Here is an 18,377-nt window from a genome sequence, read left to right on the forward strand (position 1 = left end):
ACGACGTGACCCCCGAGAACGACGGAACCGAGAGCGAAGACTTCGGTATTCACGGGCGTATCGACCAGGTCGACCTCCAGCTGGAGATGCAGAGGTCCTACCTCGACTACGCGATGAGCGTGATCGTCGGTCGCGCGCTCCCGGAGGTCCGCGACGGCCTCAAGCCCGTTCACCGTCGTGTGATCTACGCGATGTTCGATGGGGGGTACCGTCCGGACAAGGCTTTCTCGAAGTGCGCCCGCGTTGTCGGCGATGTGATGGGAAACTTCCACCCGCACGGTGACTCCGCGATCTACGACACGCTCGTGCGACTCGTGCAGCCGTGGAGTCTTCGTTATCCACTCGCGCTCGGTCAGGGAAACTTCGGCTCACCCGGAAACGATGGTGCCGCAGCCCCGCGATACACCGAGACGAAGATGGCGCCGCTCGCCCTTGAGATGGTGCGCGACATCGACGAAGACACCGTCGACTTCCAAGACAACTACGACGGTCGCACGCAGGAGCCGTCGATTCTTCCGGCGCGCTTCCCGAACCTGCTGGTCAACGGGTCGGTGGGAATCGCGGTCGGTATGGCTACCAACATCCCGCCTCACAACCTCCGTGAGGTCGCCGATGGTGCGCTCTGGCACCTGCAGCACCCGGATGCCTCGCGTGAGGAGCTCCTCGAGGCGCTCATGCAGCGCATCAAGGGGCCGGATTTCCCGACCGGCGCACAGATCCTCGGTGTGAAGGGCATTCAGGATGCCTATCGCACCGGCCGTGGGTCCATCACGATGCGCGCTGTCGTCAACGTCGAGGAGATTCAGGGTCGCACCTGCCTGGTGGTGACGGAGCTTCCCTACCAGGTCAACCCTGACAACCTCGCGATCAAGATCGCTGAGATGGTCAAGGATGGCCGTCTCGCAGGCATCGCGGACATCCGCGATGAGACGTCGGGCCGCACCGGTCAGCGTCTCGTGATCGTGCTGAAGCGCGACGCGGTCGCGAAGGTCGTCCTGAACAACCTGTACAAGCACACGCAGCTGCAGGAGAACTTCGGCGCGAATATGCTCGCGATCGTCGACGGAGTTCCGCGGACGCTCGCGCTCGATGGGTTCATCACTGCATGGGTGACGCACCAGATCGAGGTCATCGTCCGCCGCACCGAGTTCCGTCTGCGCAAGGCCGAAGCCGACGCGCACATTCAGCGCGGCTATGTGAAGGCGCTTGATGCTCTCGACGAGGTCATCGCGCTGATCCGTCGCTCGCCCACAGTCGAAGAGGCTCGAGAGGGTCTCATCAAGCTGCTCGACATCGACGAGCTTCAGGCTGACGCGATTCTCGCGATGCAGCTTCGTCGACTCGCGGCTCTCGAACGTCAGAGGATCATCGACCGTTTGGCCGAGATCGAGAAGGAGATCGCCGAGTACAAGGCGATCCTCGCCGACGAGGCCCGTCAGCGCTCGATCGTCTCCGAGGAACTCACCGAAATCGTCGACCGCTTCGGTGATGACCGTCGCACCGAGATTCTGCTCGGCTACGACGGCGACATGTCGATCGAAGACCTCATTCCCGAAGAGGAGATGGTCATCTCGGTCACGCGCGGCGGCTACATCAAGCGCACGCGCAGTGACAACTACCGTTCGCAGCACCGCGGAGGCCGAGGCGTTCGTGGTGCGCAACTGCGTGCCGATGACATCATCGAGCACTTCTTCGTCACGACGACGCACCACTGGATCCTGTTCTTCACAGACAAGGGTCGCGTCTACCGCGTCAAGGCATACGAGGTGCAGGAGGGCGGTCGCGACGCCAAGGGCCAGCACGTTGCGAACCTTGTCGCGATGCAGCCGGACGAGCAGATCGCTCAGGTTCTCGATATCCGTGACTATGAGGTCGCAGAGCACCTGGTGCTCGCCACGCGCTCCGGTCTCGTCAAGAAGACGCGTCTGACGGAGTACGACACGAACCGCACGGGCGGCATCATCGCGATCAACCTGCGCGAAGGCGATGAGCTCGTGTCGGCTCTTCTCGTGAACTCCGACACGGACATCATGCTGGTGTCGCGTCACGGAATGTCGCTTCGATTCACAGCGACCGACGAGGCGCTGCGGCCGATGGGACGTTCGACCTCGGGCGTGAAGGGCATGTCATTCCGCGAGGGCGATGAGCTCCTCTCGGCATCCTGGGTCCCCGCCGAAGGCGATTGGTACATGTTCGTCGCGACAGAGGGCGGCTATGCGAAGCGCACTCACGTCGACAACTATCGGCTCCAGAATCGAGGCGGACTCGGCATCAAGGTCGCCAAACTGAATGATGACCGGGGAAACCTTGCGGGAGCCCTGATCGTCGGTGAGGACGACGAGGTTTTGGTGGTTCTTGCCAGCGGCAAGGTGGTACGCTCTGCCGTGGCCGAGGTGCCTGCGAAGGGCCGAGACACGATGGGTGTGGTGTTCGCTCGCTTCAGCGCGAAGGACCGCATTCTGGCTATCGCTCGCAACACCGACCGCCACCTGGACGACGAAGAGACGGAAGACGAAGCTCCCGACGGCGAGGTCGCTGAAACAGCGGTCGTAGAGGATGCCGCGGAAGCTGAGGCTCCGAAACAGGAAGAGTGAGAATGACAAGCGTTGCCGACAAACTGGCTAAGAAGTCAGCGCGAAAGCCGTCGAGTAAGCAGGTTCGCCTCAAGCTCGTCTACATTGACTTCTGGTCGGCACTGAAGCTGTCGTTCCTCCTCGCGATCGCCGTGGCGATCATCACGGTCGTCTTCTTCTTCCTGGTGTTCACGGTTCTGGACGCTACGGGCGTCTTCGATCAGGTCTCGAGCCTCTACAAAGAGGTGACGGGCGTGAAGGAAGGCCTCGAGAGTGTCATCGGGCTCGGACGTGTGATGGGCTTCGCGCTGATCGTCGCGATTCTGAACCTCGTCGTGTTCACTGTGCTGGGAGCTCTCAGCGCTGCGCTGTACAATCTCGCGGTGAAGATCACGGGTGGTCTTCTCGTCGGATTCACGAACAACTGATCCGACGCAGCTGATTTTTCTGGCCGACGGTTCGATTGGGATTTAACGGCAGTTTCCGGTAATCTCGAACCTGGTCAAAAACGGGGCTATAGCTCAGGCGGTTAGAGCGCTTCGCTGATAACGAAGAGGTCCCAGGTTCAAGTCCTGGTAGCCCCACTCCTGGAGTTCATCGTAAGATGTTGTTCCACTTTCGGGGCCTTAGCTCAATTGGTAGAGCGCCTGCTTTGCAAGCAGGAGGTCAGGGGTTCGATTCCCCTAGGCTCCACACTGTGTTGAGACAGTTCGCGAATGCCCTGCCGTGTGCGGGGCATTCGCGTTTTCTGTCGAGTGAACCGGACGCACGTACGGATCGATCACTTCGTCAAGCATGAGGGCGAATCGTCGCGACTGGCGTTGACGTCCGACGAGGAGATGCGGGCTGTGTGGAAGTCCGTGAGTCAACTCACACGCGGAAGTTGTCCACAACTCAGCGCGGAGACTATGCAGAGCACCCTGATTCCCGACATGATTGGGAGTACCTACTGTCAGGGGAGTACACATGGAGTTGGCTATCGCAGGCGGCGCGCTGATCTTGGTCGGCATCATCGTCGTCGTCCTCATCGTCGCGCTGATCATCGGACTCATCATTGCGAAGATGTGGATCAAGGTCGCACGTTCGGACGAAGCGCTCGTCGTCTCCGGCAAGTCGAAGAAGAGCAAAGACGAGTCCTCATTGGCCGTCATCGTCAACGGCAAGGCACTCGTCAACCCGCTGACACAACGTCACGAGATCATCTCGCTCCGCTCCCGACAGGTGCTGATGCAGGCCGAGGCGCAGTCGTATGACGGAGTGACCCTCTCGGTCGAAGCCGTTGCCATGGTGAAGATCGGCTCCTCAAAGGTACTCGTTCAGCGCGCAGCCGAGCGTTTCGCATCTCAGGACAAGGCGATCGAGCAGTTCACAACGGAACAGCTTGAGGGTGCTCTTCGCGGCATCGTCGCCACCCTCGCAGTCGTGAGCCTCATGCGAGACCGGAAGAAGTTCTCCGACCAGATCGCCATGGACGTCTCCGGAGAGCTTGCAGACCAGGGTCTCATTCTGGATTCCTTCCAGATCAAGGGCATCACCGACGACCTCGGCTACATCGCCTCCCTCGGCGCCCCTGAAGTGCAGGCGAAGCGTCAGGCCGCCGAGATCGCCGCGACCAACGCAGAGCGCGCGATTCGACAGCAGCAGATCCGAAACGACGAGGCGAACCTCGTCGAGCAGACCGCATACGACAAGAACGAAGCTGACTCGAAGGCCCAGATCGGTCAGGCGAATGCTCGTGCTGAGCAGGCAGAGGCTCTCGCACGTGTACAGGCCCGACAGGATGTCCTTCAGCAAGAGGCGGAGAACAAGCAGGCACAGCTGGATGCCGACATCAAACGCGTCGCCGATGCCAACAAGTACGAGCAGGAACGCGCTGCAGACGCCAAGGCGTACTCGCAGGTGAAGGCGGCAGAGGCCGAGGTCAGGATCGCCCAGAGTGAGGCTGAGGCCATCAAGGAGCGCGCAAGCGCAGAAGCTGAATCAGTGCGACTGGCCGGTGAAGCGAAGGCAGACGCCATTCGCGCCGAAGCCGCTGCGCTCCAGGAGAACCTCGAGGGCGTCATCGCTCAACGTGCGATCGACATCCTGCCGGATCTCATGGAGAGATTCGCTCAGGGATACTCGCGTATCGGAACGATCAGCATCATCGGCTCAGGCGCAGACGATTCGCCGGCCGGAAGCCAGTTCTCCGGAGAATCGGCCGTCGCTATGCGCGGAGTCTTCGAGTCCGTCAAGGAAGCCACGGGCGTGGACATCGCAGAGCTCATTCAGGGTCGCGTCACCGGAACCGCAATCGGTGAGGGCATTCGAGGTAATGGAGATTCGTCAACGGCCGAGAGTGGTCAGGCGCGCCATGCAGCAGGTGAGAGCGAGACAGGTAGCACTACGGGGAGACCATCGGGGCAGGCGGACGCCAACGCCAGCGACTCGAACGCGGGCACGAGCGATGCCGGAGACTCGGCCGCTTCTCAGAGCTGATATCGCGGCATCCGTCTACACTCTCGATCCGAGAGGCTACCCCTTGGTGTCGCTGTCTTCGAGCGGGATCTCCGGGAGAAGAGAGAAGATCGCATGACTGAGGCGACGCCCCGGTGCGGGTTCGTTTCGCCACCCCGTCTTCACGAGTTCAAGCTCAGCGCGCTGAAGAGCCTGTGCGAAGTGGCTCGCCTCGTCGTCGGTCAGCCAGAGAGTGGATTCCCCGAGTCCCACGTACGGCGAACCGCCGTCAGGATATGCGGTGGAGTGGGCAGCAGCTCGCTTCCGAAGATCACTGAGTGCAAGACTCATGAACGCGTCGAGCGTCTCCCAGACGCCCTCCGAGTCACTTCCGTGTAAGGCGATCGAGGTGCCGGCCGCACGCCACGGCCGAGTGCGCGAATCGCCCTCGGCATCCACACGCTCCACGAGTCCCACCTTCTCCAGTGCGCGCAAGTGATAGCTCATTGCGCTCGGTGTGAGCCCCGTCAATTCCGAGAGCTCGGTTGATGTGTGCGGCTGCTGATCGGCGAACATCAGATTCACGACGCGCTGCCGCGCGGGATGGGACATGACACGCATCGCTTCGGCATCCCTGAGATGAATGGGCCGGTCTGGAATGCCGAGGGCGTCAGACAGCTGTTTGTCGATGCTTTCGTCGCGCTGCATGCCCACAGTCTACGCAATTTATGAAAATATCCTTTGACATCTCAAACGTGAAACATATACTTCAAGTATCTGAAGTGTCTTTTTCATAAATGGCGGTGGCGGAGATGGACAACGTGACGAGCGTGTTGATGGGGCGCGTCGAGCTGGAGCGCACTCTTCGGGAGGGGCCGAAGACGGCGATCGGAACTCCTGAGTTCGAGAAATGGGCTGCGGCCCGGCGTGCAGTCGATGAAGCTGCGCTGCAGAGGAAGGTTCAGCGGCTGGAGCGGCGACGCGAGAAGCTCTCAGAACGTCGGGTGAGGAGGTTGGCGCGTCGCCGGGAGAGGCTCGTGCGGCGTGTTTCTGCTCTGGATCTGAAGCTCAGCCCGGCACACAGCATCACGGCAGAGCCTGCCTGTGCGGTGGGAGGCTGACTCGCTGCTGTTCGCCGGTTCAGGCGGTCACGGTTGTGACGGCATCCTGCCCCTGATTCGATCGAACAGCACGTGCACTCCACCGACCGTCTGCGCGGTGAACGCGGATCGGGTGATCGAATGCGAGAGAGATCGTCTCGGTTGTGATGACGTCGTCCGCCGAGCCCGACGCGACGACGGCACCCCGTGAGACAACAAGTGCGTGAGTCGTCGAGACGGGCAGCTCCTCCAGGTGATGGGTGACGAGAATCGTCGTGACATCGGGCGAGGAGACGGCAAGGTCGTCGATGGTCTCGAGCAACTGCTCGCGTGCGGCAACATCGAGTCCCGTGGTCGGCTCATCGAGGAGCAGCAGCCGCGGCTGAGCGACCAGCGCTCGTGCGATCAGCGCACGTCCGCGCTCTCCCTGAGAGAGAGTCGGCCACAGTGCGTCTCGTCGGCTTGCCAGCCCCACCTGCTCGATGAGACCCTCGGCGAGACGCAGCTCGTCAACAGAGGGAGCCCAACGCATGGCGATCTCAATGGTTCCGGTCAGACCCGTGAGCACGACATCGAGCACGGAGATCGCCGATCGAACAGGATGCCGCGGATCGACGTGCCCGATGTGACGACGGAGTTCCTGCATATCGACCCGACCCAGCTGCTCGCCGAGAACGCGCACCGTCCCGGAGGTCGGGTGAGTCCGTGCGCCGCAGAAGCCGAGGATCGTGCTCTTGCCTGCGCCATTCGGCCCGAGCAGCGCCCAGTGCTCTCCGGCACCCGCGGTGAACGAAACGTCCGTGAGAATCGGATTGCCGTTTCGCGTGAAAGATACCTCGTGCAGATCGACGACGGCAGCACTCATTCGAATCTCCTCTTCATATCGGTCAGGTGGGCTCGGGTGATGTGCGCGGCCTCGTCACCATCGCGCTCGGCGATCGCGTCGACGATACTGCCGTGAATCGTGTGGTCGGTGTGCGGGTCCGCCATGGGACGTGCGCGCAGCATGTCCACCATCGTCTGACGCAGTCGGGCGGAGAACGCATCGAACATCTCCAGCAGAATGACATTGCCAGATGCTGCGACGATTGCGCGGTGGAACGCAACGTCTGCGTCGACAAGCTGCTCCGGAGTCTTCCCCTCGGGCGAACGTTCTGCGAGCAGCCGGCGCAGATGCCGGAGCTCGGGCGGCGTGCGTCGCTCGGCGGCGAGAGAGGACGCCTCGACCTCGATCGCGATTCGTGCCTCGATCACGGCGATGACGCTGGCCTGAAGCACCGCCTGGATGCCGCTCTCCGCCCCCTCCAGTGACATCACGAAGACACCGGAACCCTGCCGTGACTGCAGCATCCCTTGCCCGGCAAGCTGACGGATCGCCTCGCGAACCGTTGAGCGTCCGACCCCGAGCTGCGGCGCGAGCGTAACCTCACTGGGCAGTTTCGACCCAAGCGCCCACTCGCCAGAACGGATTCTCTCGCGCAGAAGAGCCGCCGCTTGATCCGCGAGCGGCTGTCGAATCAGAGTCGGCACGTGTTCTCCAAGTCATCAACTTGTCTGAGGAGTTGTGTTACAGTCTACGCATGTTCGCACAGGTTCTTCTCCTTCCTCGCCGCGCCGAGGCTTGATGTGACCAGCTCCTCGGTGCGGAGGAGCTGACCGCTGGTCTCGACTCGAAGAGACAGGACGAAGAACAATGACGCACTCCACCCCCGCCGACGCAGAACGTCGCTCGACGGCATCCATCTGGAATCGGCAACGACCCTCGGGCATGCCCGCTCACCGCTACCGCGACGTCTTCTCGCGCGTCGAGGTACCTCAGGTCGATCGAACCTGGCCGGACGCTCGCCTCATGGAGGCACCGCTCTGGGTTCCGGTCGATCTTCGTGACGGCAACCAGGCGCTGGCAGAACCCATGGATCCCACGCGCAAGCGTCGCTTCTTCGACCAGATGGTGCGCATGGGTTACACGGAGATCGAGGTTGGGTATCCATCGGCCTCGCAGATCGACTTCGATTTCGTGCGCATGATTGCCGAGCAGCACATCGCACCTGAGGATGTGACGATCGTTGTGTTCACGCCCGCAATTCCGGAGCGCATCGAGCGCACGGTCGAGTCGATTCGAGGCATCCGAAACCCGGTTGTGGTGCATCTCTATGTCGCGACGGCTCCTGTGTGGCGAGATGTTGTGCTCGGCAAGAGTGCTCGAGAGCTGAAAGACTTGGCGATGCACGCCGGAGAACTCGTGGCGCGGCTCACGGGCGACATGCCGAACGTGCGCTTTCAGTTCTCACCCGAGGTCTTCAATCTGACAGAGCCAGATGTCGTGCTCGACATCTGCAATGCCATGGCCGAACTCTGGGATGCTTCACCGGAGCGGCCGGTCATCCTCAACCTGCCCGCCACCGTCGAGGTTGCGACCCCGAACGTGTATGCCGACCAGATCGAGCACATGCATCGAAACCTGGAGCGGCGAGACGGCGTCATTCTGTCTGTTCACCCTCACAACGACCGCGGCACGGGAATCGCGTGTGCTGAGCTCGCGGTTCTCGCCGGCGCGCAGCGCGTGGAGGGGTGCATCTTCGGAAACGGTGAGCGTACAGGCAACGTCGACATCGCGACTCTGGCACTGAACCTGCTTGCACAGGGCATCGACCCGATGATCGACTTCTCCGAGATCGACGAGGTCCGGAGCGTCGTCGAGGAGTGCACGCGGATTCCGGTGCATCCTCGCCACCCGTATGTCGGCGAACTCGTGCACACGGCATTCAGCGGTACGCATCAGGATGCGATTCGGAAGGGCTTCCGTGAGCACGAGTATCGTGTTGCAGACGACGGAGTCTCTCAGGCGGATGCCGAGTGGTGCATACCGTATCTGCCCATTGATCCCAAGGATCTCGGCCGAACCTACGATGCGGTGATCAAAGTCAACGCACAGTCGGGCAAAGGCGGGATCGCATACATTCTTGAAACAGAATATGGAATCGAAATGGCGAAGTCCGAGCAATCGGCGTTCGGTGAGCATGTGCAGCGTCACGCGGATGCCACTGGGGGCGTGGTCACGCCTCGGACGCTGCGCGAACTCTACGACTCGTGGCGATCCGCGGCGGACTGAGACTCCGCTCGCTCGACGGACTCGATGAGGCGGGTCGTGACATCGCGAAGGGCCCGAACGTCGTCTTCGCTCAGCTGGAGCTTCGCCATCATGGCGACGGGAACCTGCGTGGCTTCCGCTCGCAGTGCGCGCCCCCTCTCAGTGAGTTCGACCACGAGCACGCGTTCGTCGTGTGGATCACGCGCTCGCGTCACGTAGCCGATCGTCTCAAGACGCTTCACCATCGGCGAAAGGGTCGCCGGCTCGAGCTTGAGCATTCCGGAGAGCTGCTTGAGGGAGCTGCCCCCGTGCTGCCAGAGAGCGAGCATCACGAGATACTGCGGATGCGTGAGCTGCAGCGGGTCAAGCTCTGAGCGGTAAGCATCGATCACACCGCGAGACGCCACGGCAAGCGCGAAGCACACCTGGCTCTCAAGGGCCAGGAGCTCGTCAGGGGAGGAGTCGGTCGGCGCCATCGAGTCTGATTGTCTCACGCGGGGCAGTGCAGACGAGTGGGCGTGTACTGCCCCGAACTGCGCTCGAGCCGGTGCGTGGACATCGCTGCGCCGCACATCGGGCAATCCGGGTCGGATGGACGCACGTCGGGGCCCTCCGCGTATCCCGCGCCGATCTGAGCTGGTCCTGTGAAGGTGTAGACGACGCGGTTCCATGCCCGGTAGAACCGCCAGAATGCCTGCTTCATGAGAGTGCCCTGCCTCACTTTGGGAGAGTGTTTCGTGGACTAATCTTTAGCGTACTAAGTAATTGACACGAGAGGAGGAGGCCGAGCGATACACACTCCGTGTTCTGCTGGAAGGTTCGTCCAGATCAGAAGCGGAGTCGGCTACGCGAGCGGATCGATTGGGACCGGCGGGGCCGACCGGACACTTAGTCCAGTTCGTGCAGATGCCCGAGGTCGGTGTGGGATGCCGTGAGAAAGGTGGTGCGGTCGATGATGCCGCGCTCGAGCGCCGTCGTGAGCGCGAGCTCTCGGTCTTTGGCGAGCTCGGTGCGCTTCTCTTCTGTCAGCGAGAGGATCGCTGCGTCGACAGCATCCTGATCTATCTCGCCTGTCACAGGAATCGCTGGGTAGACGGGCTTCGGAGCTTTGCCCTTCGAGAAGCCAAGGAGGGCGACGAGCGCGAGGACAGAGAGCAGCAGACTGAGCCAAACAGGGAGCGCAACGGGAGACAGCGCCTCACTCGGTGGGACGCCTCGCGCATTCAGTCCAACGAGACCGAGAGACGCGAAGACGATCACGTAGACGAGAGGGATCCAATCGCTGCCGAGCAGACGGCCACCCCGAAACCACTCGGTGACAAGCGACACAGGGATCAGGCAGGCGATGAGAAAGCAGACGGCCGCGAGTATGAACTGCACATCAAGATCGAGCTCGCGCGTGAAGATCCGCTGACCGCCCACATTCACCTGGGAGCCCGTGAGAAACGCCGCGAAGCCGCCAACGGGTGCCAGAAGCAGAATGAACATGAAGGTCGTTCTCGCAACATCCGCGATCCGCTCTGAGAGGGGTTTCGTCTTCCACTCCGCGCGCTCGTCTGCTTTCGTGCGCCTGCCAAGGCCCCGCATGACATCATCCTCCCGTTCGAAGACCTGCGCTTCGAAGTCCCCGAGACATACGCGTTCGTCCGCATTCTTAATCCAGTTCGCAGCGCTCATTCTGGGAATATCCCTCTCCATATAACTCGGCAGGCGCGTGCGGCCGAGTGTACAGGGCGCTCGGTGTCAGTCATCGTGTGTTCCCATCGCTGTTCAGGACTTGCGATTGTACTGATCAGAGGTCGGAATCTGAGACTCAAACAGAGCTTGAGAATGTCACAAATAATCGCAAACTAGCTTGACTGTTGATCAGTACAACTTGCTATGATCGCAAGTCATGCTTATGGTAGCGAGGTGCCTTCTTCTTCTGTCGACCCCGCCGAGCTCGCTGAGCGCATTCGCACGGCGATCAAGAACTCGGGTCTGAGTCAGCGTGAGGTGTCAAAGCAGATCGGTCTTGATGAGACGAAGCTGTCGAAGTCGCTCAAGGGAGTTCGTCGGCTTGGCTCCGATGAGATTCTGCAGATGGCTCGTGTCACGGGAGTCACAACGAACTGGCTCCTGACCGGGGGAGATGAGGGTGCTGAGATGACTGCGCCCGTACGTGTGCTCCCCCCGACCACCCCGGAGGAGTCCGAACAGGCGCTACGGCGGCGCCGCATCATCGAGAAAGCCTGGTGGCTCTTTGCCAAGCGCGGGTATGCCGAGGTTCGTATCGCCGACATCGCACGAGAGGCTCGGGTCTCCAGCTCAGCCGTGCACTACTACTTCGCAACCAAGCGCGCGATCTTCTCAGAGACTCTCCGCTACAGCGTGAAGATCGCCTTCGACCGCCAGATCGCCATGCTCTACACCATCGAAGATCACGCGGATCGCCTTCGCGAACTGTGCCGTCTGCAGTTGCCGATTGATGACGAGCGCCGCGCCGCGTGGTCGATTTGGATGCAAACGTGGGCGGACGTAGCGACCGTCGATGATGGTCGCAAGAACCACGCTGAGGGCTACCAGCGATGGCACCAGATGGTGCGCGCGATCATCGTCGAAGGACAGGATGCCGGAGCTTTCCGCGACGTCGACCCCGACGAACTCACGCGCGATCTGACTGCACTCATCGATGGTTACGGAATCAAGGTCATGACCGGTCTCACGACAGCGGACCGGATGCTTCGACACATCGACGCGTACATCACGACGGCCATCGTGGCTGACGAACCTCCCGAATAGCGGTGCCTCTCGATCGCCAAGCCCCGCGCAACACACGCATCGCCACCCGATACGAAAGACACACTCGTGAATCCTGATCATCAGCCACAGCCGCGCATTTCCGCGGCGTTCTCGAGACGGACTCTGTTCAGCGCCGGCCTCACAGTGGGCCTCGGCGCGCTGCTCGCGGCATGCTCGTCGCCCACGACCGAGTACGCCGCCGTTGCGAAGGGTGACCCAGTGCACGGCGGCCGCCTTCGGGTCGGTCTCGCCGGCGGCGGAGCATCCGATTCACTTGACGCCCACATTCCCGTCAACACGGTCGACATCGCCCGCGTCGTGAACCTGTACGAACCGCTCTTCTACTGGGATGACGACTACGCACTGCAGCCCAAGCTCGCCACCTCGGCCACGCCGAACGCCGATGCGACCGTGTGGACGGTGGAGCTGCGTGACGGCGTACGGTTCCACGACGGTCGTCCGATGACGGCGGAGGACGTCAAGGCATCCTTCGACCGAATCACCGACCCAGACGACCCGAAGGCGGGCGCGGCCGGGCTCGCCGAGTACGACCACATCGAGGTGCTCGACGACCTGCGCGTGGAGTTCCACCTCAGCACTCCGCTCGCGACGTTCGATGACTCGCTCGGTCAGTACATGAACGGCATCGTGCCCGCCGACTACGACCCGGCGAAGCCGATCGGCACAGGTCCTTTCAAGGCGAAGGAGTTCACGGCGGGTCAGCGCAGCCTCTTCGTGCGCAACGACGACTACTGGCAGGGCGATCAGCCGTACCTCGATGAGTTGGAGATCCTCAACTTCAACGACGACGACGCTCTCATCAACGCGCTCCTCTCGACGCAGGTCGACGCCATCGGGCAGATCCCGCTCGCGCTGCTCGAGGTCATCGGAGCCGACGAGCGCATCGGCATCGTCAACTCCGAGACGGGAATGTGGCTTCCGTTCACGATGCGCGTCGACGTCGAGCCGTTCGACGATGAACGTGTGCGGCAGGCATTCCGCCTCGCGGTGGACCGCCCGCAGATGATCGAACAGGTGCTCAGTGGCAACGGAACGGTCGGGAACGACCTCTACGCGCCGTTCGATCCGGGCTTCAACCACGACCTGCCTCAGCGCAAACAGGACGTCAATGCCGCGAAGAAGCTGCTCGCGGACGCGGGGTATCCCGATGGCATCGACGTGGAGCTCGTCACCGCGCCGATCCAGGCGGGCGCCGTCGAGGCTGCGCAGGTCTTCGCGCAGCAGGCGGCCTCTGCCGGAATCCGCGTCACGATCCGCAAGGTCGATACGACGACGTTCTTCGGCGACGACTACCTGAAGTGGCCGTTCGCTCAGGACTTCTGGTACACCCGGAACTTCCTGTCGCAGACGAGTTCGGGGTCGCTGCCGAACTCTCCCTTCAACGAGACGCACTGGGATGATGACGAGTTCCAGCGACTCGTCGCGACCGCGAAGAAGACGGTCGACGACGTCGAGCGCAATGCGCTCATCGCGAAGGCACAGAAGATCGAGTACGAGAAGGGCGGTTACATCGTGTGGGGCTTCGCCAATCAGGCGGATGCCTACCAGAAGTACGTCGCCGGACTCGTGGAGAACAAGACAGGAATTCCGCTCTCGGGCTTCGAATTCCGTCGCGTATGGATGGCGGTGGAGAAGTGATCGGCAAGATGATCGTGCGACGCATCGCCGTGAGCGTCGTGATCCTCCTCGTGGTGTCGCTCATGGTGTTCGCCGCGACCCTGCTCCTGCCGGGTGATCCCGCACAGGCGATCCTCGGCCAGCAGGCCACGCCCGAGCGTCTTGCTGCGCTGCGTGAGCAGATGGGCCTCAACGACCCGCCGTGGATGCGGTACCTGAACTGGCTCGGAGGTCTGCTCACCGGTGACTTCGGCTATTCGGCGGCGACCGGAGGACCGGTCTCCGAGTTGCTGAGCGATCGCATCTCGGCATCCCTCGTGCTCATGGTCATCGCCGCGATCATCGCGATTCCCCTCGGCATCCTCGTCGGCACCTACTCGGCGCTTCGCCGCGATCGGGCGGGCGACCATGTGACCACCGCGGTGACGCTCGTGCTCGCGGCGCTGCCCGAATTCGTCGTCGGCATCGTGCTCATCACCCTCTTCGCGACGAGCGTCTTTCAGATTCTCCCGTCCGTCACGATGGCCCCGCCCGGTGAGCCCGTGTGGTCGCACCCAGCGCAGCTCGTGCTGCCGGTGCTCACGCTGGTGCTCGTCGTGACTCCGTACATCGTGCGCATGATGCGCGCGACGATGGCCGAAGTGCTCGACTCCGGGTACGTGGAGATGGCGCGCCTCAAGGGTGTGCCCGAGCGTCAGGTCATCTGGAAGCACGCGGTTCCTCACGCGATCGCCCCGGTGGCGCAGGTCATTGCGATTCAGCTCGCCTGGATGGCGGGCGGTGTCGTCGTGATCGAGTTCCTCTTCAGGTATCCGGGCATCGGACAGGCGCTGGTGGATGCCGTCGCGAACCGTGACGTGCAGGTCGTCCAGGCTCTCGCGATGCTCGTCGCCATCATCTACATCGTGGTGAACCTGCTCGCTGACCTCGTGGGCATCCTCACAAATCCAAAGCTGCGAACGGAGGCCATGGCATGAGCGCCGACACGTCACAGGTCACGGACGAAGCCGTCGACCACACGCCATCGCCGCCCAAGCTGATGCGGCGCTTCATCGCGCAGCGTCAGGCGAAGGCCGGTCTTGTGCTCACGGGCATCGTGGTGCTCGTCGCATTGTTCGGTTCCCTGCTGCTGCCGTGGCTCACCGGGTACACCTCGACGGAGTTCGCGGGGCGTCCGTTCCAGTCGGATGGAATCTTCGGCACCGACAACCTCGGTCGCGACGTGTTCTCGCGGTTTCTCGCCGGTGGCCTGAAACTGTTGGCGTTCTCGGCACTCGCGACGCTGCTCGGTATGGTGCTCGGCGTGATCGCGGGTATGGTCGCCGCGTATGCCGGCGGAAAGCTCGACGCGTTCATCATGCGCGGCAACGATGTGCTGCTCGCGATTCCGCAGCTCGTGTTCGCGCTGCTCGCCGTCACCGTTCTCGGGCCGAAGGGCTGGGTGCTCGTCACGGTCATCGGCATCACGCACGCGCCGCGCATCGCCCGCGTCACGCGTTCGGCGACCGTCTCGGTGATCAGTGAGGATTACGTGCGCGCGAGCGAGATGTATGCCGTGCCGAAGTGGCGCATCCTCACGAGCGACGTGCTGCCGAACATCACCGGTCCGCTCATGGTCGAGCTCGGTCTGCGCATGACCTACTCCATCGGCGCGGTGGCCTCGCTGTCGTTCCTGGGCATGGGCATGCAGCCGCCCGCGGCCGACTGGGGTCTCATGATCAATGAGAACCGCATCGCCCTCGCTGTCGAGCCGTGGGGAGTCATCCTCCCGGTCATCGCGATCGCCGTGCTCACGGTGGGCATCAACCTCCTCACGGACTCGCTCGCTCGAGCATCCGCCAACCTGAAACCGGGGGAATGACATGACGACGACACACACCCTCACCAGGCCGGCGCTCGTCGCCGAAGACCTGCGCATCGCCGTCGTCGGCGGCGACGAGATTCTGCACGGGGTCTCCTTCACCCTGCATCCGGGGCGCATCCTCGCGCTCGTCGGAGAGTCCGGGTCGGGCAAGACGACAGCGGGACTCGCGTGCCTCGGCCATTTCCGCTCGGGGCTCGAGAACACGGGCGGCAGTGTGAGACTGGCGAATGGTGAGGATGCCGCGGCCGCGGAGAACCTCCTCGACCTGCCGGAGCCTCAGCGTCGTGTTCTTCGAGGCGGCAGCATCTCGTATGTGCCACAGGATCCCGCACTGTCGCTGAACCCGGCGATGCGGATCGGCGAACAGATTCTCGAGGTGCTGCGCGTGCACGGCTACGGAACGAGCGAGGCCGAACGTCGCGAGCGCACAGCCGAGGTGCTGGCCGAGGTGGGCCTTCAGAACGACGACGCCTATCAGCGGCGCTACCCGCATCAGCTCTCCGGCGGTCAGCAGCAGCGCGTCGGAATCGCGATGGCCTTCGCGTGCCGACCCGCGGTGATGGTTCTCGACGAGCCGACGACCGGTCTCGACGTCACGACGCAGGCACTCGTGCTGCAGACGATCGACGAGATGGCCGAGCGTCATCAGGTGGCCGGACTCTACATCACGCATGACCTCGCCGTCGTGGCGTCCGTCGCCGATGAGGTCGCTGTCATGTTGCAGGGCGACATCGTCGAGGCGGGTCCGACTGACGAGGTACTGTTCAGTCCGAAGCACCGCTACACGCGCAAGCTGCTCGCCGCGGTTCCGGATCTCGCAGGCAAGCGCCAGGTCGGCCGGGTCGACGCCATCACGGGCGAGGTCACTGTCGTCACCGGGAGCACGCCGATCCAAACGGAGGAGCGCATCGCGGCATCCACATCGCCTCGACACGGTGACGGTGTCGCAGGCGCGATGCCCTCCGGCGATTCGAGCGCCGAGGCCGAGACGGGTGAGCAGGATGCCGTGAGCCCGGCGATCTCAGTCGAGAACCTGCGTCTGGCCTACGGACCCGCGGTGATCCTCGACGGGATCGACCTCGAGCTCGCGCGCGGTGAGTCGCTCATGCTGCTCGGCGAATCGGGGTCGGGGAAGACGACGCTCTCGCGGTGCATCGCCGGCCTCAACGATCGCTACACCGGCGCCGTGCGTCTGGAGGGCGTCGAGCTCGCGCACGGAACGCGCGAGCGCACGACGGCGCAGCGTCAGAGCATCCAGTATGTCTTTCAGTCGCCGTTCTCATCGCTGAACCCGCGACGCACCATTGCCGAGTCCATCGAGGTGCCGCTCAACATGAGCCGACTGCTGCCGAAGAAGCAGCGCCGTCAGGCCGTGCTCGAGGCACTCGACCAGGTGAGGCTCGGCGCCTCGTACGCGGACCGACGCCCGGGTGACCTCTCGGGCGGTGAACGTCAGCGGGCCGCAATCGCACGCGCGCTCGTGAACGCTCCGTCGGTGCTGGTGTGCGACGAGGTCACGAGCGCGCTGGACGTCTCCGTTCAGGCATCCATTCTCGACCTGCTGCGCACGCTGCAGCTCGAGACCGGAATGTCGATGATCTTCGTGACGCACAACATCGCGCTCGCCAGACACATCTCGCAGCGGCTTGCCGTGCTGCAGAAGGGGCATATCGTCGACATCGGCCTCACGGACGATGTGCTCGAGAACCCGCAGCACGCCTACACGCGTGAGCTTCTCGACAACGTGCCGACCTTCGAAGAGCAGCACTGATCACCCCGGAACGGGGTCGGGTAACGGTCCCGAGCGGTTGCTAGTGTGTGCGCATGACCATGGACATGCGCGTCGCGGCGTACGGCGTGATCATTGACGACGGCCGGATGCTTCTGTCGCATTGGAACGCCGGCGGTCGTTCTGCCTGGACGCTGCCGGGCGGAGGTCTGGAACCCGGTGAGCATCCGGCGGATGCCGCTGTGCGCGAGATCCGCGAAGAGACCGGCTACGACGCGGAGCTCGATGGGATCCTCGGTGTCGACTCGATCATCATCCCCGCGGTCGCCCGATTCGCTGCAGGGGCAACCAATCCGATGCAGGGACTCCGCATCGTATATCGCGCACATGTGACGGGCGGCACGCTCACCTATGAGCTCGACGGCTCGACGGACTACGCGGCGTGGCATCCGCTCGAGGAGATTTCTCGCTTGAACTGCGTCGAGCTCGTCAGCACAGCACTCGACATGCTGCACTGACGAGCTCCCAGATCATGGAGAGTCCCGGATCGGGCAGGCCCGACCCGGTGCGACTCAGTTCAGACGCGCGTCAGATCACGCCTCTTCGTCGTCGGCGACCCACAGCTCGTCATCCGCACGGAAGGTCTGCCACACGGCGTATGCCACGCCTGCGGCCGCGACGATTCCTGCGGTGACGGCGATTGCGCGACCCGCCCCCGACTTCTTCTTGACGGGCTCCGGGGTGACGGCGCGGCTGAACGCGGCCCGCACACGACCGTCGCGCGCGGCGTCTCCGAGAGCGATGACCGTGCCGAGTGCGCTGCCGACAGCGGGAAGGACCTTCTTGTCGAAGTTCTGCTTCGCCGTGTGACGTGCGTCGTACGTCGCGGCATCCACTCGGCTGACCACCGGCTGGACGTTCTTCTCATAGGCGCGCGCGACCCGAGGTGCGATCTCCTCACGGCCGTAGGCCGAAAGCTGGCGGCTCGCCTCACGAGCGACGGAGTTCGCCTGGTCGAGCAGATCCTGCTGGGCAGCCCACAGGGCGGTTGCGTCACCCTTGAGGCGCTTCAGCTGCTTCTTGCGCTTGCGTGTGATGCTCACTGGGGGACCTCCATTGATCTCGTGACAAACGGCTTTCACCATCTTGTCACGAGACACTGGGA

General features: G+C 63.0%; 18 protein-coding genes and 2 tRNA genes. 13 read left to right on the forward strand and 7 right to left on the reverse strand.

What is annotated here, in order from left to right; translation table 11 throughout:
- Positions 1-5: 5 nt before the first annotated feature.
- The 5 genes from gyrA (at position 6) to ACSAGD_RS14825 (ending at position 5,051) form a co-directional block, all read left to right on the forward strand.
- Positions 6-2,594, forward strand: a complete 2,589-nt coding sequence (gene gyrA, locus ACSAGD_RS14805; RefSeq protein ID WP_437585187.1) for a DNA gyrase subunit A — start codon at positions 6-8, stop codon at positions 2,592-2,594.
- 2 nt (positions 2,595-2,596) lie between these two features.
- Positions 2,597-3,001, forward strand: coding sequence for a DUF3566 domain-containing protein (locus tag ACSAGD_RS14810; protein ID WP_437583552.1), 405 nt, complete (start codon positions 2,597-2,599; stop codon positions 2,999-3,001).
- 82 nt (positions 3,002-3,083) lie between these two features.
- Positions 3,084-3,157: transfer RNA gene (locus ACSAGD_RS14815), tRNA-Ile, on the forward strand.
- Between the two features lie 36 nt (positions 3,158-3,193).
- A tRNA-Ala gene (locus ACSAGD_RS14820) sits at positions 3,194-3,266 on the forward strand.
- A gap of 273 nt (positions 3,267-3,539) precedes the next feature.
- The gene (locus ACSAGD_RS14825; RefSeq protein WP_437583553.1) at positions 3,540-5,051 is read left to right on the forward strand and encodes an SPFH domain-containing protein; all 1,512 of its coding nucleotides are present in this window, start codon (positions 3,540-3,542) and stop codon (positions 5,049-5,051) included.
- Positions 5,052-5,087: 36 nt separating this feature from the next.
- Here ACSAGD_RS14825 and ACSAGD_RS14830 read toward each other — a convergent pair whose 3' ends face one another.
- Positions 5,088-5,717 (reverse strand): ArsR/SmtB family transcription factor, encoded by a 630-nt coding sequence (locus ACSAGD_RS14830; RefSeq protein ID WP_437583554.1) that lies wholly within the window; start codon positions 5,715-5,717, stop codon positions 5,088-5,090.
- A gap of 113 nt (positions 5,718-5,830) precedes the next feature.
- On the opposite strand from ACSAGD_RS14830, the gene ACSAGD_RS14835 reads away from it, so the two are divergent.
- Complete coding sequence (locus tag ACSAGD_RS14835) at positions 5,831-6,130, forward strand: hypothetical protein (protein ID WP_437583555.1); 300 nt, start codon at positions 5,831-5,833, stop codon at positions 6,128-6,130.
- A gap of 19 nt (positions 6,131-6,149) precedes the next feature.
- Here ACSAGD_RS14835 and ACSAGD_RS14840 read toward each other — a convergent pair whose 3' ends face one another.
- Positions 6,150-6,974 carry an ABC transporter ATP-binding protein gene (locus ACSAGD_RS14840; protein ID WP_437583556.1) on the reverse strand — a complete coding sequence of 275 codons (825 nt, stop codon included), beginning with the start codon at positions 6,972-6,974 and terminating at the stop codon, positions 6,150-6,152.
- The gene (locus tag ACSAGD_RS14845; protein WP_437583557.1) at positions 6,971-7,639 is read right to left on the reverse strand and encodes a FadR/GntR family transcriptional regulator; all 669 of its coding nucleotides are present in this window, start codon (positions 7,637-7,639) and stop codon (positions 6,971-6,973) included. Before ACSAGD_RS14845 ends, ACSAGD_RS14840 begins: the two co-directional genes overlap by 4 nt.
- Before the next feature lie 163 nt (positions 7,640-7,802).
- Between ACSAGD_RS14845 and ACSAGD_RS14850 the strand changes: the two genes are divergently transcribed.
- Complete coding sequence (locus ACSAGD_RS14850; protein ID WP_437583558.1) at positions 7,803-9,221, forward strand: 2-isopropylmalate synthase; 1,419 nt, start codon at positions 7,803-7,805, stop codon at positions 9,219-9,221.
- On the opposite strand, the gene ACSAGD_RS14855 is transcribed toward ACSAGD_RS14850, so the two are convergent.
- The 3 genes from ACSAGD_RS14855 to ACSAGD_RS14865 all read right to left on the reverse strand — a co-directional run bounded on the left by ACSAGD_RS14855 (position 9,191) and on the right by ACSAGD_RS14865 (position 10,877).
- A complete protein-coding gene (locus tag ACSAGD_RS14855; protein ID WP_437585188.1) occupies positions 9,191-9,676 on the reverse strand; it encodes a MarR family winged helix-turn-helix transcriptional regulator in 486 nt (161 codons plus the stop codon). The genes ACSAGD_RS14850 and ACSAGD_RS14855 overlap by 31 nt on opposite strands.
- Before the next feature lie 14 nt (positions 9,677-9,690).
- The gene (locus ACSAGD_RS14860; protein WP_437583559.1) at positions 9,691-9,903 is read right to left on the reverse strand and encodes a hypothetical protein; all 213 of its coding nucleotides are present in this window, start codon (positions 9,901-9,903) and stop codon (positions 9,691-9,693) included.
- A 185-nt stretch (positions 9,904-10,088) separates the two neighbouring features.
- A complete protein-coding gene (locus ACSAGD_RS14865; RefSeq protein WP_437583560.1) occupies positions 10,089-10,877 on the reverse strand; it encodes a hypothetical protein in 789 nt (262 codons plus the stop codon).
- 234 nt (positions 10,878-11,111) lie between these two features.
- Between ACSAGD_RS14865 and ACSAGD_RS14870 the strand changes: the two genes are divergently transcribed.
- The 6 genes from ACSAGD_RS14870 to ACSAGD_RS14895 all read left to right on the forward strand — a co-directional run bounded on the left by ACSAGD_RS14870 (position 11,112) and on the right by ACSAGD_RS14895 (position 17,730).
- The gene (locus ACSAGD_RS14870; RefSeq protein ID WP_437583561.1) at positions 11,112-11,981 is read left to right on the forward strand and encodes a TetR/AcrR family transcriptional regulator; all 870 of its coding nucleotides are present in this window, start codon (positions 11,112-11,114) and stop codon (positions 11,979-11,981) included.
- A 66-nt stretch (positions 11,982-12,047) separates the two neighbouring features.
- Entirely contained in the window at positions 12,048-13,640 is a 1,593-nt protein-coding gene (locus tag ACSAGD_RS14875; RefSeq protein WP_437583562.1) for an ABC transporter substrate-binding protein, read from the forward strand.
- Positions 13,641-13,648: 8 nt separating this feature from the next.
- On the forward strand, positions 13,649-14,596 hold the full coding sequence (locus tag ACSAGD_RS14880) for an ABC transporter permease (protein ID WP_437585189.1): 948 nt from the start codon (positions 13,649-13,651) through the stop codon (positions 14,594-14,596).
- Positions 14,593-15,480: an ABC transporter permease gene (locus ACSAGD_RS14885; protein WP_437583563.1), complete on the forward strand. Its 888-nt coding sequence runs from the start codon at positions 14,593-14,595 to the stop codon at positions 15,478-15,480. Before ACSAGD_RS14880 ends, ACSAGD_RS14885 begins: the two co-directional genes overlap by 4 nt.
- A 1-nt stretch (position 15,481) precedes the next feature.
- Positions 15,482-17,254, forward strand: coding sequence for an ABC transporter ATP-binding protein (locus ACSAGD_RS14890; RefSeq protein WP_437583564.1), 1,773 nt, complete (start codon positions 15,482-15,484; stop codon positions 17,252-17,254).
- A 59-nt stretch (positions 17,255-17,313) separates the two neighbouring features.
- Positions 17,314-17,730 carry an NUDIX hydrolase gene (locus tag ACSAGD_RS14895; RefSeq protein WP_437585190.1) on the forward strand — a complete coding sequence of 139 codons (417 nt, stop codon included), beginning with the start codon at positions 17,314-17,316 and terminating at the stop codon, positions 17,728-17,730.
- A 75-nt stretch (positions 17,731-17,805) separates the two neighbouring features.
- On the opposite strand, the gene ACSAGD_RS14900 is transcribed toward ACSAGD_RS14895, so the two are convergent.
- Entirely contained in the window at positions 17,806-18,315 is a 510-nt protein-coding gene (locus ACSAGD_RS14900; RefSeq protein ID WP_437583566.1) for a DNA helicase, read from the reverse strand.
- Between the last annotated feature and the right edge of the window lie 62 nt (positions 18,316-18,377).

This window comes from Paramicrobacterium salitolerans (assembly GCF_051513965.1).
Taxonomy (GTDB): Bacteria; Actinomycetota; Actinomycetes; order Actinomycetales; family Microbacteriaceae; genus Paramicrobacterium.